This window comes from Mycobacterium sp. (genome assembly GCF_035633495.1).
Lineage (GTDB): Bacteria > Actinomycetota > Actinomycetes > Mycobacteriales > Mycobacteriaceae > Mycobacterium.
On sequence record NZ_DASQEU010000024.1, the window covers coordinates 18,760 to 32,740 of the forward strand.

Annotated in this window: 13 protein-coding genes and 2 pseudogenes; 5 read left to right on the top strand and 10 right to left on the bottom strand. The window is 66.9% G+C overall.

Going from position 1 to position 13,981, the window contains the following annotated elements; genetic code table 11:
- Position 1: 1 nt before the first annotated feature.
- Positions 2-856: an SDR family oxidoreductase gene (locus VET27_RS04755; protein WP_526515657.1), complete on the bottom strand. Its 855-nt coding sequence runs from the start codon at positions 854-856 to the stop codon at positions 2-4.
- Between the two features lie 32 nt (positions 857-888).
- On the bottom strand, positions 889-1,524 hold the full coding sequence (locus tag VET27_RS04760; protein WP_526515659.1) for a TetR/AcrR family transcriptional regulator: 636 nt from the start codon (positions 1,522-1,524) through the stop codon (positions 889-891).
- Between the two features lie 122 nt (positions 1,525-1,646).
- On the opposite strand from VET27_RS04760, the gene VET27_RS04765 reads away from it, so the two are divergent.
- Positions 1,647-3,128 (top strand): cytochrome P450, encoded by a 1,482-nt coding sequence (locus VET27_RS04765; RefSeq protein ID WP_526515661.1) that lies wholly within the window; start codon positions 1,647-1,649, stop codon positions 3,126-3,128.
- Between the two features lie 61 nt (positions 3,129-3,189).
- Here the strand turns inward: VET27_RS04765 and VET27_RS04770 are convergent, their stop codons facing one another.
- Positions 3,190-3,663, bottom strand: a complete 474-nt coding sequence (locus VET27_RS04770; protein ID WP_526515748.1) for a homocitrate synthase — start codon at positions 3,661-3,663, stop codon at positions 3,190-3,192.
- Between the two features lie 269 nt (positions 3,664-3,932).
- On the opposite strand from VET27_RS04770, the pseudogene VET27_RS04775 reads away from it, so the two are divergent.
- From VET27_RS04775 to VET27_RS04785, 3 genes and pseudogenes are all read left to right on the top strand, one after another.
- Positions 3,933-4,311, top strand: a pseudogene (locus tag VET27_RS04775) (ArsR/SmtB family transcription factor).
- Complete coding sequence (locus tag VET27_RS04780) at positions 4,308-5,957, top strand: SulP family inorganic anion transporter (RefSeq protein WP_526515663.1); 1,650 nt, start codon at positions 4,308-4,310, stop codon at positions 5,955-5,957. The pseudogene VET27_RS04775 and the gene VET27_RS04780 overlap by 4 nt, the downstream one beginning before the upstream one ends.
- A gap of 47 nt (positions 5,958-6,004) precedes the next feature.
- Positions 6,005-6,757: a sulfite exporter TauE/SafE family protein gene (locus VET27_RS04785; RefSeq protein ID WP_526515665.1), complete on the top strand. Its 753-nt coding sequence runs from the start codon at positions 6,005-6,007 to the stop codon at positions 6,755-6,757.
- On the opposite strand, the gene VET27_RS04790 is transcribed toward VET27_RS04785, so the two are convergent.
- The 5 genes from VET27_RS04790 to VET27_RS04810 form a co-directional block, all read right to left on the bottom strand.
- Entirely contained in the window at positions 6,754-7,818 is a 1,065-nt protein-coding gene (locus VET27_RS04790; RefSeq protein WP_526515667.1) for a phosphotransferase family protein, read from the bottom strand. The genes VET27_RS04785 and VET27_RS04790 overlap by 4 nt on opposite strands.
- A 61-nt stretch (positions 7,819-7,879) precedes the next feature.
- Complete coding sequence (locus VET27_RS04795; protein ID WP_526515669.1) at positions 7,880-8,698, bottom strand: SDR family NAD(P)-dependent oxidoreductase; 819 nt, start codon at positions 8,696-8,698, stop codon at positions 7,880-7,882.
- The gene (locus VET27_RS04800) at positions 8,695-9,111 is read right to left on the bottom strand and encodes a nuclear transport factor 2 family protein (RefSeq protein WP_526515671.1); all 417 of its coding nucleotides are present in this window, start codon (positions 9,109-9,111) and stop codon (positions 8,695-8,697) included. The genes VET27_RS04795 and VET27_RS04800 overlap by 4 nt, the downstream gene beginning before the upstream one ends.
- 161 nt (positions 9,112-9,272) lie before the next feature.
- Positions 9,273-9,956 (bottom strand): cutinase family protein, encoded by a 684-nt coding sequence (locus VET27_RS04805; protein ID WP_526515673.1) that lies wholly within the window; start codon positions 9,954-9,956, stop codon positions 9,273-9,275.
- Positions 9,957-10,152: 196 nt separating this feature from the next.
- Positions 10,153-10,971: a methyltransferase domain-containing protein gene (locus VET27_RS04810; protein WP_526515675.1), complete on the bottom strand. Its 819-nt coding sequence runs from the start codon at positions 10,969-10,971 to the stop codon at positions 10,153-10,155.
- 138 nt (positions 10,972-11,109) lie between these two features.
- On the opposite strand from VET27_RS04810, the gene VET27_RS04815 reads away from it, so the two are divergent.
- On the top strand, positions 11,110-11,799 hold the full coding sequence (locus VET27_RS04815; RefSeq protein WP_526515677.1) for a winged helix-turn-helix transcriptional regulator: 690 nt from the start codon (positions 11,110-11,112) through the stop codon (positions 11,797-11,799).
- On the opposite strand, the gene VET27_RS04820 is transcribed toward VET27_RS04815, so the two are convergent.
- Positions 11,796-13,160: a neutral zinc metallopeptidase gene (locus tag VET27_RS04820; protein WP_526515678.1), complete on the bottom strand. Its 1,365-nt coding sequence runs from the start codon at positions 13,158-13,160 to the stop codon at positions 11,796-11,798. The two genes, VET27_RS04815 and VET27_RS04820, sit on opposite strands and share 4 nt — an antisense overlap.
- 52 nt (positions 13,161-13,212) lie before the next feature.
- Positions 13,213-13,951 (bottom strand): annotated as a pseudogene (locus VET27_RS04825) (thiamine pyrophosphate-dependent enzyme); the annotation flags it as partial.
- Between the last annotated feature and the right edge of the window lie 30 nt (positions 13,952-13,981).

Below are 13,981 nucleotides of genomic sequence, written 5' to 3' on the forward strand. Positions count from 1 at the left end.
CTCAACCGGTCTTGGACGGCCGCAGTGCGCGGGTGAAGATCACGTTCACCCGCCGCATCGCGACGCTGTAGGGCCACCACGCGACCCGCTTGAACGCGTACAGGGCGCGGATGTCGTGGGAGGTGTAGATGAGGAAACGGTTGCGCGACATGCCGCGAAGCATCTTGTCGGCCACCAACTCCGGCGTGACGGCGTGCCCGCTGAACCGGTCCACCCACTTGCGCACCTGCGGGTGGTCACGGTCCACTCCCGCGATCTCGACGGAGTGGACCAGCGGCGTCCGCACCGCCCCCGGCACCACGACGGATACCCCGATGCCGTGCCGGGCCAGATCGAAGCGCAGCACCTCGCTGACACCGAGCAGACCGTACTTGCTCGCGCTGTAGGCGGCGTGCCAGGGCAGTGCCACCAGGCCGGCCGCGGACGCGACGTTGACCAGGCTCCCTCCGTTTCCAGCGAGAACCATTGGCGGCACGAACGATTCGATGACGTGGATGGGTCCCATCAGGTTGATGGCGACCATCGACTCCCAGTGCCGGTGACTCAGATGGCTCACCGTGCCCCACGCGGACACCCCGGCGATGTTCATCACGATGTCCATGCTCGGGTGCGCGCTATGGATGTCCGCGGCAAAGGCCGCGACCTCCTCGTAGTTCGAGATGTCGAGCGCGCGGTGGGCACTCACCGTGGCCCCGAGAGCGCGGACGTCCGCGACCGTCTCCTCAAGGCCCTCGGCATTGCGGTCGGTGAGGAACAGTTCGGCGCCCTCGGCGGCCAACTTCAGTGCCGTCGACCGCCCGATTCCGCTCGCGGCACCCGTGAGGAAACACCGCTTGCCCGCAAAAGATTGCGCCATGGTCGTGACCTTAATCGACCGCCACCGACGGATCAGGTTCCGGGCACGCTCCTGCCACCCCACAGGGCGTTGAGCCACAACTGTTCGACCACGGCGATGGCACGGTCGGGGTCGGTCTTGCGCCCGACGAAGCCGCTGTCGTGCGACAGCGTCATTGCCGTGGTTGCGGTGAGCATGCGGACCAGCGCGGGCAGATCGTCGGTAATGGGCCTGGCACCCGAGTCCTGGCGGATGAGGCCGACGATCTTGTCGATCACGGTGTCCTCGAAGTCGTTCATGATCTCGCGGATCTGCGCATCGGTGTTCTGGGCGAGCGTGCAGGCGCGCATGATCGGGTCATTGCTCGCGAACACCGCCGCCGCGCTGCCCACCATGCGCTTGGCGAACTCGGACGGCGTCTCGTCCGGCTCGCGGGGAGCGAAGTCGTGGGTGAGCTTGTCGAGCTCCTCCATCGCGTCTGCGACGATCACCGCGAGCACCGCATACTTCGAGTCGAAGTAGAAGTAGAAGCCCGATCGCGCGACGCCCGCGCGCTCGCTGATCATGCTGACCGACAGGTCCGAGAAGGCCTTGAACTCCAGCAACTCCCGGACCGCGCCCAGGATCGCCTCACGCTGCCGGTCACCGCGGCTGCGGCGGACCTCGCGGGGGACGGATTCGGTGCTCATCACGGACAACCTTCGCACTGCCGACACGCCAGATCAAAACTTGACATGCGTCAAGTGTGGCCTACAGGATGGGCCTAGCGAGTGAGATCGACCACACACGTCCTTAGCCTAGGAGCTTGCCAATGGCGACCATCAGTACCCCGGAGTATTTGCTCGACCAAGCGAAGCGGCGGTTCACGCCGTCCATCAACAACTTCCCCGGCATGGGCGCCCTGGAACGCAAACTGCTCCGCACCGAGTTCAACCAGACCGTCCTGGCCGAACCGCCCGCAGGCAGTGACCTCAAACCGGTGATGGGCGACGCGGGCCTGCCGATCCTCGGCCACATCGTCGAGATGTTCCGTGGTGGCCCCGAGTACCTGATGCACCTCTACCGGACAAAGGGCCAGGTCTACTACGCCGACTCCCCCGTTTTGCCCGCGGTGACGGCACTGGGACCCGATGCCGCTCAGGCCATCTACTCCAACCGCAACAAGGACTTCTCGCAGGAGGGGTGGATACCCGTCATCGGGCCGTTCTTCCACCGCGGCTTGATGCTCCTGGACTTCGACGAGCACATGTTCCACCGGCGGATCATGCAGGAGGCCTTCGTCCGCACCCGGTTGGTCGGCTACACCGAGCAGGTCGACACCGTGGTGTCGAAGGTCATCGCCAACGACTGGGTCGCCAACGACCCCCGCTTCCTGCTCTATCCCGCCATGAAGCAGATGACCCTCGACATCGCCTCGATGGTGTTCACGGGCCACGAGCCGGGCACCGACCACGAACTGGTGACCAAGGTCAACAATGCCTTCACCACGACGGTCCGCGCGGGCAACGCGATCATCCGCACCGGCGTGCCGCCGTTCACCTGGTGGCGCGGTCTGCAGGCCCGCAAGCTCCTGGAGAACTACTTCGAAGCCCGGGTGAAGGAACGTCGCGGCGCCGAGGGCTCGGACCTTCTGACGGTGCTCTGCCAGACCGAGGACGAGGACGGCAACAAGTTCTCCGACGCCGACGTCGTCAACCACATGATCTTCCTGATGATGGCCGCGCACGACACCTCGACCTCGACGTCGACCACGATGGCCTACTTCCTCGCCGAGAACCCCGAGTGGCAGGACCGCTGCCGCGACGAGTCCGACCGCCTCGGTGACGGGCCCGTCGACATCGAGTCGTTGGAGAAGCTCGAGTCGCTCGACCTGGTGATGAACGAGTCGATCCGCCTGGTCACTCCCGTGCAGTGGGCGATGCGGCGGGCGGTGCGCGACACGGACCTGCTCGGCTATCACATTCCCAAGGGCACCAACGTCATTGCGTATCCCGGCCTGAACCACCGCCTGCCGGAGTTCTGGACCGATCCGATGAAGTTCGACCCCGGCCGATTCGCCGAACCGCGCAGCGAGCACAAGAAGCACCGCTACGCCTTCACGCCCTTCGGCGGCGGTTCGCACAAGTGCATCGGCATGATGTTCGGCCAGCTCGAGGTGAAGGTCATCATGCACCGACTGCTGCGCAAGTACCGGCTGGAGTTGGCGCATCCCGGTCGCGAGGCGAAGTGGGACTACGGCGGCATGCCCGTGCCGATGGACGGCATGCCGATCGTCCTGCGCCCGCTGCGCTGAGGTGGCCAGGGATCTGAGCTCGGCCGCGCGCGCCGCGGCCGTGGGGCTGGGAGTGTGGCTCCTACGCGCCAGCCTGAGCTAGGCGGTTCGCGCAGGCCATCACCGCGCGCAGCGCCGACTGCGTGGGGTCCTCCGACCAGCCCATCGCCCACTCATCGCGGACACCGTCGGTGCCCCGGATGAACGTCGCCGTGCTTCCGTCGACGTGCCGTTGGTGAAACGCCCGTATCTCGACGCGAATGCCTCGCTCGTGGAGCATCGCGGTCAGGGCGGCGACGGGCCCACTCGCCGCCACGTTCGACGTGCCCATGCGATCGCCGATGGCGATCGTGGCCTGGTAGTTGCGCGCCTGGGGGCCCAGTCGGGTGGCCGGCCGGTCGACATCAGTGCACTGCCAGTGGCCGAGTCGCAGCGGCCCTGACGTCGGCGTATACCTGGCGTGGAATGCGTCGTCGGACATCGAATCGGCCTCCGCGCGCAGCGCCCGAGGTAACGGACCGTCGAACTGCGCGGCAAATGAAGGGGATGCGCCGATGGCGGATTGTGTCGAGGAGGTGGAGAACACGAGCCGGTCTTCTCTTGTCAGAGGGACTGACCGACGGTGTATCAACGACCCACAGCGAGGGGTCGGTCTGAGTCAGACCCCGCTGTGGGTGGCTACTACGAGTCGCTTCGGCACGTGAGACACGGTAGTAGCCGAACGGCCGCGTGCGCAACACGATTGACCGCGAGGTTTTCCATCGACGGTCGACGCCGTTCGAGTGAATTGAGAATTCATTCAATTCCTTAACCGGTAGGTGCCCCGTGCCGCAACACGTTCCCGACGGTCCCGCGACACCGCTATACGAGATCAAGGCCAATCTCTTCAAGGCGCTCGCACACCCAGCGCGGATCAGGACACTGGAGATTCTGTCGGCCCGTGAAAGTCCGACGCCGGTCAGCGAGATCCTGGCAGCGACGGCCCATCGAGCCGACACTTCTGTCCCAGCACCTCGCCGTCCTCAAGCGGCACCACGTGGTGCGCAGCCGTCGGGTGGCGAACGCGGTGTACTACGAGCTCGCCCACTCGAAGATCTCGGAGCTGCTGCTGATCGCTCGCGCCTTCCTCGCTGACAACCTGCAGGCAAGCAGGGACCAGCTCGATGCCTTGAATGCGCTTCCGCCCCTCGGCACGTCCCGATGATGGCCGGCGCGGCCCGCACGTTGACCCGGCTACTGCCGCACCGCTCCGACTACGCCGAGTTGCCCCGGTCGTGGCGCCGCGGCGTCGTGGGAGGTGCCACCGTCGGCGTAGTTGCACTGCCTCTGGCACTGGCATTCGGGATCAGCTCGGGGGTGGGCGCCGCCGCTGGCCTCGTCACCGCAGTGGTGGCCGGGTTGGTGGCTGCGGTCTTCGGGGGTTCCAACGTCCAGGTGTCGGGTCCGACCGGAGCCATGGCGGTTGTGCTCGCGCCCATCGTGAGCCAGTACGGCCTCGGCAGCATCGCGTTGGTGACCGTACTGGCCGGTGTGATGGTGGTGGCCGCCGGTGGCACCGGGCTCGGGAGAGCGGTGACGTTCATCCCATGGCCCGTGATCGAGGGCTTCACTCTCGGCATCGCGATCATCATCTTCCTGCAGCAGGTGCCCGCGGCGTTGGGGCGCAGCGCAACCGCGGGCCGGAGCCCACTCGTGGGGGCGTGGGACGTCGTCCGCCACGTCGACTGGGCGATCGCGGGCACCACTCTCGCGGTTGCAGGGCTGGTCGCGGCGCTGATGATCGGTCTGCCCCGGCTGCACCGCGCCATCCCGGAATCGTTGGTCGCCGTGCTCGCCGCGACGGTCCTGGTGGTCGTCGCGCACGTGCCCGTCGGACGGATCGGAGAACTGCCGTCACACTTGCCCACTCCGGTGCTGCCGGTCGCCGATCTAGGCGCATCGAAGGCGCTCTTCGGCGCGGCACTGGCGATCGCAGCGCTCGCGGGAATCGAGTCGCTGCTGTCGGCGCGCGTGGCCGCGACCATGTCGCCCACCGGTCCGTATGACCCGAACCGCGAGTTGGTCGGTCAGGGCATGGCGTCGGTGGCGTCGGGAGTGTTCGGCGGTATGCCTGCGACCGGGGCCATCGCGCGCACGGCAGTCAACGTGCGGTCCGGCGGTGTCACCCGCGTTTCCGCCATCGTCCACTCGCTGCTGCTGCTCTGTGTCGTGTACTTCGCGACCGGTCGGGTGTCTGCGATTCCGCTGTGCGCACTCTCGGCCGTGCTGATGGTGACGTCGTTTCGGATGATCTCGTCGAGGACGGTCGCGAGGATCCTGCGCTCCACCCGGGCGGATGCCTTGACCTTCGTGCTCACGGCCGTCGTCACGGTGTGCTTCGACCTCATCGAGGCGGTGCAGATCGGAATCGTGGTCGCGGCGGTGTTCGCGTTGCGTTCCGTGGCACGCCGCAGCAGCGTCACGCGCGAGGAACTGCCTGGTCCGCACCACGCCGGCGACGAGAGAATTGCACTCTTGCGCCTCGATGGCGCGATGTTCTTTGGCGTCGCCGAACGGATTTCGAACACCATCACAGATGCCGATCAGCCCGAAGTGAAGGTAGTCATCATCCGCATGTCCACGTTGGGAATGCTGGACGCGACGGGTGCGCATACCCTGGCCCAGATCGCCGATGAGCTGGAGTCGCGCGGGATCACCGTCATCATCAAGGGTGTCCAGGCCGAACACCTGGATCTGCTGACCAACGTCGGCGTCATTGATTCCCTGCGTCACGAAAACCACCTGATCGACACGCTCGACAGTGCGATCGCCCATGCCCGGCTACACGCCGCCGACCCGTCGATGCGTTGAGGCCGAGCCGCACGAAGGGGATCGGCGTCGAATAGGGTCGTGCCGACATGGGTTGGTGGGATGCGGCACTGCTCTTCGTCGCCGGGATTGGCGGCGGCCTGGTAGGCAGCATCGCCGGGCTGGCCTCGCTCACGACGTATCCCGCCCTGCTGCTGATCGGGCTGCCGCCGGTGACGGCGAACGTGACGAACACCGTGGCCCTGGTGTTCAACGGCGTCGGATCGGTGTCGGCGTCGCTGCCCGAGCTGCGCGGCCAGCGCTCCGCACTGAAGCGGCTGGTGCCCGCGGCGCTGGTCGGTGGCGCGGCGGGTGCCGCGTTGTTGTTGGCGATCCCCGCAAAGGGATTCGAGAACGTCGTGCCGATCCTGCTGGCCGCGTCGGCCGTGCTGATCGCCCTCCCCGAGCGAGATCGGGTCGCGGGCGCCCCGCGCGGTGCCTCCCGAATTCTGTTGGAGGGCATCGCGGTCCTCGCGATCTGCGTGTACGGCGGCTTCTTCGGCGCCGCGGCCGGGGTGCTGTTGCTCGCCTTGTTCCTTCGCACGGGCAGCGAGTCCCTGGCTCGTGCCAACGCCACCAAGAACGTCGTCCTTGGAGTGGCGAACGGTGTTGCGGCAGTGATCTTCATCGCGTTCGCTCCGATCCACTGGCTGGCCGTGGCCCCCCTGGGCGTTGGTTGTCTGCTGGGCTCGCGGCTCGGTCCGGCGATCGTCCGGCGTGCGCCCGCGACTCCGCTGCGACTGATGATCGCCGCAGCGGGACTGGCACTCGCCGTCAAACTCGGCCTCGACACCTATCGCTAGACGAACGGGTCGTCGCCCTTGGCCACCCTTGTGCCCAACTCGATCAGCGACATCGCCGACGCGTGCAGGCGTTGGCCTGCGTCCCAGCTGGCCTGGCCGGCCAGGTAGCGCGACCAGGTGCCCTCGATGACGATGCCGAGCTTGAAGCAGGCCAACGCCTTGAACCAGTCGAGCTGGGACGTCTTTCGACCGCCGGCGGCGGTGTACGCGTCGAGCAGTTCGCTGCGACTCGCGAGGCCGCCCAGGGCTGCCAGTTCGGAGCCGGCATCGATGGTGTTGGGTTCGGACGGCCAGCAGACCAGCATCCACCCGAGGTCGAGAAGCGGGTCCCCGACGGTGCACATCTCCCAGTCGATGAGGGCCGCGAGTTCGGGTCGGTCACGGCGCAGCAGCACGTTGTTCAGATGGGCATCGCCGTGCATGATGCCGGGTTCGCCGTCATCGGGCCGGTTGTCCTCGAGCCACTCCGCCAACGGGGTGACCCCGGGCAGCGAACCCGGGTCGTAGGCCTCGTGCCGATAGCTCTCGAGCAGGCGCAAGAACTGCGGAACCTGGCGCACCAGAAAGGATCCCGGTCGTCGGATCGCGGCCAGCGGGCTGCCCTCCCATGCCACGTTGCCCAGCTCGGCCAGGCCGGCAGCGTAGGCCAGGCCGACGTCATGCCTGGCGCCTGGGTCGTCGACGTACGCTTGCGCCATCTCATTACCCGGGTTGAAGCCGTCGACCTCCTCCATCAGGTAGAACACCACGCCGAGCACGTCGAGCTCGTCACAGCCTGCGATGAATTCCGGATGCGGGACCGGGGTGCCCGCCAGCGTCGCCAGGACCGCGATCTCGCGCAGCATCGTCTTGTCGCTCGTCGGACGGGGATGCTGCGGCGGGCGCCGCAGCACCATCGGGCGATCATCGACTCGTAGGCGCACCACGATGTTCTGACTGCCGCCGGTCAGCGGTTCGACGTCGGTCACCTGCGAGCCGAGGCCCGTCTCGCGGACCCACTCTTGAAGCGCCTTCTGGTCGTCGTCGGTCAGCGTCGGGCTCGCGGGGACGTCATCGGCCATGGCTGACATCGTCGCCCCAACACCGCCAGGCCGCCAGAGGTTCCACCGAAGTCGTTGGCCCTCAGTCGGTTCCAGGTCCCATCGCCGCGGCGCTGGCCGCGATCATGAGCTGGACGGCGTCGTTGCGCGACAGCGAGGTCAACATCTGCATGCCAGCACGCATGGTCTCGCCGACCAGGTGTGTCGGTCCGTTGCCGAGGTTTTCGAAGGCCTCCGCAATCACCTCGTCGACGGTGGCGGCCTCCGTCGGCGACTCGTCCTCGGTCGTCGTGCCGCGGTCCCGCTCCAGACGCCGCAGGGCCGGCGTATCGGTCTTCCCGAGAATCAGGCCGAGCACGTCGACGCCCTTTTCGTGGAGTTCACTCCAGAGGGCTTCGGCGAACACCATGTCGAACGCCTTCGTCGCACCGTAGGCGACCATGTTCGGTGCGCCGACGAAACCGGCGCCCGAGCCGCGCAGGACGATGCCACCACTGCCCCGCGCTACCATCGCCGGAGCGAAGTGGTGGCACAGTTGGACGGGCGTCGTGCAGTTCCGTTGGATCATCGCCTCCGCCGTCGCCACCGGGTTGGCCAGGAACGGCTGGAAGTCGGGGTCTGCGCCCGCGCAGTAGACGAGGAATCCCACGTCGAGGTCCGCAGTCGCGTCGGCGATCGCCTTGGCGGCGTCCGCGCGGGCGAGATCGACTGCCAGCGTTCGTGTTCGAACACCACGTCGGGATTCGATGCCCGCCGCAACCTCGTCGAGGACCTCCTGCCGGCGGGCCAGCAGCACGACGCTCGTGCCGCGCTCGGCAAGTGCCTCGGCGAACGCTGCGCCCACCCCGTCCGAGGCGCCTGCGACGACCGCCCACGGTCCGTACTTCTCGGCAAAGCTCACGAGCCCTCTCCTACTGAGATGACGCGTACCGGCGTGAAGCGACGGCGGGCGATCCGCCATCCCGCGTCGGTGCGGACGATGTCGTCGTCGTAGAACCCGATGGCGTTGACGCCAGAGTTGGCCTCGCCGAACGTGATCAGGCCATCGACGTAAGTGCGCGCCTCAGCCTTGTCGCCGTCGACCACGATGACCTGGTTGGTGAGCCGGTGCATGGTGTGGCCCGCCATCGCGTGCGACGTCTCCATGATCTCGCTGACGGCGTCGACGCCGCGCCACGTGCCGATCTCGCCATAGTCCAGTTCGCAGTCATCGGTGAACGCAGTGCGGAACAGCGGCCAGTCGCCACGGTCGATGCCAGTTACATACCTGAGCAGGACGTCCGAGATGTCCTGGCGGTCTTCGCGTTCGGTCACTGAACATCTCCGTTCGGGTCGGCGATGATCCGCGACGTAAGCACATGAGACCGGCTGTCTGCCGGACCGTCAACCGTGCCAGACGTATGCCCGACAGGCGCCAGGAGTCAAGCATTCGAGGTTCGACGTCGGCTCATCCTGGCGGCCGACGCCATCGGAGGCTAAGCGGAAGAGGGGGTGGCGGCATTGACCCGTTCGGCGGCGAATGCTGCTGCCTGACTGGTCAATCCGGCTTCGACGTAGAGGCTGTGGGCGGGGCGATCATCCCCTGGGGAGCAGACGGGGTCGGCACCGTTGCAGAGGTCGACCGTCTTGGGCCCGTACAGCGGGCTCAGCGCGGTCAGGGGGCGGCCGAACTTCGCCGACGGGTTGCCGAGGACCACGACCGCGGCGACGTGGTCGGCGACCTCCGGCGGCATGAGGTTGGTGAAGCCGAACACCGGACCCGGTGCCGCGGTGATGAAGTCGACCACGGCCGCGCCCTGCGAGTATCCGCCGAGCACGATCTTGGCGTCAGGGCACGAGGCCACGGTGGCATGGACGTGGGCGCTGGCGTCGTTGGCGCCGTCGGCCGCCTGCATGAAGTCGTAGGACGCGGGGTAGTTCACCGCGTACGCGCTGACGGTCTTGCCCTTGAGGTCGCCCTTGAGCGAGTCGACGAAGGCCTGGCCCTCGGCCCCGAGCCCGACGGCCTCCGCGGTTCCGCGGGCGAACACGACTTCCACGTCCGAGCATCCCGGGGCGGCCGACGCCGCGGGTGTGCCGAGACCGATCAGGCCGGCGGCGATCAGCCCGCCGGTGGCCATGCCCGCCAGCAGCGCATGTGTCTTCGACTGAACGGACATGGGGTTGCTCCTCGGTGTTCTTCGTCGATGATGCGGTTACCTAGACGAACTCCGTAACCATCGATTCAATTCCACACCGAAGAAGGACCGCGGCAAGTGGGGCTAGCACCCAAAACCGCCTTCCCGCTGTCAAGAAGCGGGCCACGCACGCAGCGGGGATTGCCAGCGCGAACATCAAGTGCGACTGGCGAACTGATCACCGCTTCGTGGCGACCACCACGAGGTAAGCCCACTCCATGGTCGGCGACCCGGCCAGTGCCTCGTCTCCGATTCGGGCAATGTCGGCGTCGAGGGCCGCAATCCGCCCCTCGTCGTCGCCGAGTCCGCGGTACGCCGCGATCGTCGGTCCGTAGTTGGCCTTGAAGTATTCCCGGAACTGTTCGCCGTTGGCGAATAGGTCGACGGGCAAGCCTCGGCGCTCGGTCACGACGTCGGCGACCCGGTCGCCGAGCAGTCCGCGGACGTGGTCCGCACTTCCCCACAGGGGCGGTGACGACGCACCAGCGGCCGGCGGAGCCACGTACGGCTTCATCGTGGCGAACAGCCTGCCGATGAACCCCTCTGGCGTCCAGCTGAGCAGGCCGATCGTCCCGCCGGGCCGGCACACCCGGATCAGTTCGTCGGCCGCCTGCTGATGGTGCGGCGCGAACATCACTCCGATGCACGACAACACCGCGTCGAACTCACCGTCGGCGAAGGGCAGCGCCTCGGCGTTGGCCTCGTGCCACTCGAGCGCAGTCCCCCGCTGCGCGGCAATGGCGCGACCCTGCTCCAGAAGCCGGGGACACAGATCGCTCGCGATGACAGTCGCCCCCTCGTTTGCCGCGGCGATCGCGGCATTACCCGTCCCCGCGGCCACGTCGAGCACGCGGTCACCGCGGCCCACGCCGGTCGCCGCCACCAACGTCGGCCCCAAGGACGCGACCAGTCCATCGGCGATGGCACGATAGTCACCCAGCGCCCACAGCGCACGATGCTTGGCTTCGAGTTCTCGGTCTTGCACTACGGCACTCATCATCGTTCCTCCCTGTCTGGTGCAGACATCGTCGCTCCGGAGGATGTGGTCGATCTAGTTACAAATCTGTACCACCACTGGTTCGATGTTCGTACCAGGCTTCTTCGTCGGTAGTTGGACAGGGACGGAGGTGACGACGTGTCCGGATATGGCCAGTTCTGTCCGATGTCGAAGGCGATGGAACTGCTCGACGAACGGTGGACGCTGCTCGTCGTGCGCGAATTGCTTCTCGGTAGTCGCCATTTCAACGATCTCAGGCGCGGCGTGCCGAAGATGTCTCCCGCGCTGCTTTCCAAGCGCCTAAAGTCGCTCACCCGCGCGGGTGTCGTGGAGCGTGCCGAGATCGATGGTCGCACCACCTATTCGCTGACCCAGTGCGGTCAGGAACTCGGCGAGGTGGTCGAGGCGCTGGGGCGATGGGGTGTGCGCTGGGTCGGCGAGTTGGGCGAAGCGGACCTCGACCCACACTTGCTGATGTGGGACATCCACCGCACGGTGTCGATCGACGAGTGGCCCCGCTCGCGGACCACCGTCGCCTTCCACCTCGACGGCACGGCGGTCAAGGCGTCGCGGTGGTGGCTGGTGGTGGTCGACGGCCACGCCGACGTCTGCGACGTCGACCCCGGTTACGAGGTGAGCGGCACGGTGGAAACCAGCCTGTTGACGCTCACCCGGATTTGGCGCGGCGACGTCGGCTGGTCGCACGCGCTGCTCGACGGCAGTGTGGCCGTGTCCGGACCGGCCGAGGTTCGTCGCGCCATCCCCGCGTGGATCGGCCAGGGGACCAAGGCCGCCGTGCCGAGACCGACCCGAACGTCGGGTGGCTAAGCCTGGTACGAGAGACAGCCCTGCGCACCGTCGATGACGCCCGCGCGAAACGCGCGAGTCCGATCGAATCCGGCTCCCTGGCGGTCCACGTCGCCTTCACCGCGGAACAGCAGCAGCGCCTTGATTCCCTCGTCGAGGTCACCCGGCGAGATGTGGTAAGTGCTGGTGGCCTCACGGTTGTAGAGGATGACGCTGGCGGTGTAGGCGCCCGCGAGGCAATCGCCGCGCAGGGTGGACGTCTTCTCGTCGGAGTCGTCACCCAGTCGGCTGAGCGCCGCCAGCCCGTACTGGGTGGCCAGCAGCGTCGCGACTGCGTAGTCGCCGCCCTCGTCGTAGATCTGCGGCATGCTCTCGACGTTGTCCCAACCGACGTAATCGTCTGGTACGCAATAGAAGAGCACGTACCCCTTGGCGGACTGGCCGCCACAGTCCGGCGGGCTCGACGGGTCGAACGGCTCGAGGCCCTTCATCGGCGGCCAGGCCTGTCCCTCGGTCAGTTCCGGGTAGACCTGGGTCCAGTAGTCCTCGAGGTCATACGGCACACCGTTGACGATCGAGTCGTACGGGGCGTTGCCCTCGCTCGCCTCGTCCTCGGCGTCGTTGAAGGGAAGTTCGAGCACGATCGGCTCGCCGTCCTTGTACTCCTTGCACCTCTCGGCGCCGTTGTCGTAGCCGTCCTGGAAGGCACTGACCCTGTCGAAGCCGCTGCCGTGGGCCGACGGGTCCTGCGCACTGGTGCCCGGGGTGTCGCGCAGATCCAGGATGCCTGCCAGCGATCTGTCGAGGTCCGCGCCCGACACCTCGAAGACCCCGTCGTCCTGGGCGTGCTTGGCCCATCCACCGGCGAAGCAGTCCGCCTGCAGCTCCGAGCTGACCGTCAGCTCGTTCTGGTCGAAGAAGCCCGATCGCTGCTGCATGGCGTGTCCCCACTCGTGCGCGAGGACGACGGGGATGACGAAGTCGCCGTACTTCTTCTGGAGCTCGGGAAGCAGTCCGGCGGCGTCCCAGGCCACCGAATCGTCGAGCTTGCAGTAGAACGCGTTGCCCGCGACGTCGCCGTAGTTCGATGCGCAGGCGGGCCCCGATTCCGAGTCCGGCGTCAACGCGTACAAGCCGCCCTCGACCGGCTTGTAGTCCTCGCCGTAGAGCTTGGGGAACTGATCGGTCCAATACGTCTGCAGATCGGCGATGGCCTCCATCGCGAGCTTGTTCACCGCAGTGGACGGGTCGCCCTCGATCTTGATGTTGCTGGTGTCGGGCTTCTTCGCTGCCGACGGGCTGGGCACCTCGGGTTTCACACCTCCTCCGCACCCCGCGACCACCAAGACCGCAGCAAAGATCGCCAACCCACCCTTGATCATGAAAAAACAGTAGCGGGAGCGGCTCGATTGCGGAAGCCATGGCCGCCAATCGGTCGAGGAGCCGCCGCGACATGTTGGTGGTGACCAGGTCGAGCAACTCGTCGGCGCGCCCCGCCATGATGGTCCGGATCGCGTACAGGGAGAAGCCCTTCGCCTGTTCGGCACTGATGGCGGGCGGGATCGAGAGCTCCTGACGGGCCGTCAAAACGTCCACGATCGCCGGCCCGTCATGGGCGAACACGTCCGTCAACGCTTGCTCCAGCTCGCCGGGGTGCTCGACGCGCCGCCCGAAAGCACCGAGCGCACGGCCGACGGCGGCAAAGTCCGGATTGACGAGCTCCGTTCCGAAGTTGACGATGCCCGCGGCCTTCATCTCCAGCTCGACGAAGTTCAACGACGAATTGTTGAAGACGATCACCTTGACCGGCAACCGGTTCTGCAGAAGCGTCATGAGCTCACCGGGAGAGCCGACGTCCAACGGTGAACACCGCGTCGTCGGCCGCCAGCTGGTTGGCAAGTCCCGCAACGTATTCCGGGCGGATGGTGGTGCGATCGCGATCGTTGACCGCCAACCCGTCCATCGCCTTGCGGGTCTTGGCGTAGTGGCGCAGCGAGCGGTCGAGGTGCTCGCGCGACGACTTCTGCGTCAGCAGCTGTTGCAGCGCCGCCAACGTGCCGGCGACGGTCCCGACCAGTCCGAGGTTGATTAGCCTGCGGCGGAACAGGTTTCGGTCGCGAACGTCGACCTGCACGATAACGATGCAGGCGTTCTCGGGATGTGCGCGGCGATGATCTGAGTTGCGACGGTCGCCATTCGGTCC

Excerpts from the sequence above, each read along its gene's own strand:
- VET27_RS04755 (WP_526515657.1), bottom strand. The coding sequence starts at position 856 with ATGGCGCAATCTTTTGCGGGCAAGCGGTGTTTCCTCACGGGTGCCGCG.
- VET27_RS04760 (WP_526515659.1), bottom strand. The coding sequence starts at position 1,524 with ATGAGCACCGAATCCGTCCCCCGCGAGGTCCGCCGCAGCCGCGGTGAC.
- VET27_RS04765 (WP_526515661.1), top strand. The coding sequence starts at position 1,647 with ATGGCGACCATCAGTACCCCGGAGTATTTGCTCGACCAAGCGAAGCGG.
- VET27_RS04780 (WP_526515663.1), top strand. The coding sequence starts at position 4,308 with ATGATGGCCGGCGCGGCCCGCACGTTGACCCGGCTACTGCCGCACCGC.
- VET27_RS04785 (WP_526515665.1), top strand. The coding sequence starts at position 6,005 with ATGGGTTGGTGGGATGCGGCACTGCTCTTCGTCGCCGGGATTGGCGGC.
- VET27_RS04790 (WP_526515667.1), bottom strand. The coding sequence starts at position 7,818 with ATGGCCGATGACGTCCCCGCGAGCCCGACGCTGACCGACGACGACCAG.
- VET27_RS04805 (WP_526515673.1), bottom strand. The coding sequence starts at position 9,956 with ATGTCCGTTCAGTCGAAGACACATGCGCTGCTGGCGGGCATGGCCACC.
- VET27_RS04810 (WP_526515675.1), bottom strand. The coding sequence starts at position 10,971 with ATGAGTGCCGTAGTGCAAGACCGAGAACTCGAAGCCAAGCATCGTGCG.
- VET27_RS04820 (WP_526515678.1), bottom strand. The coding sequence starts at position 13,160 with ATGATCAAGGGTGGGTTGGCGATCTTTGCTGCGGTCTTGGTGGTCGCG.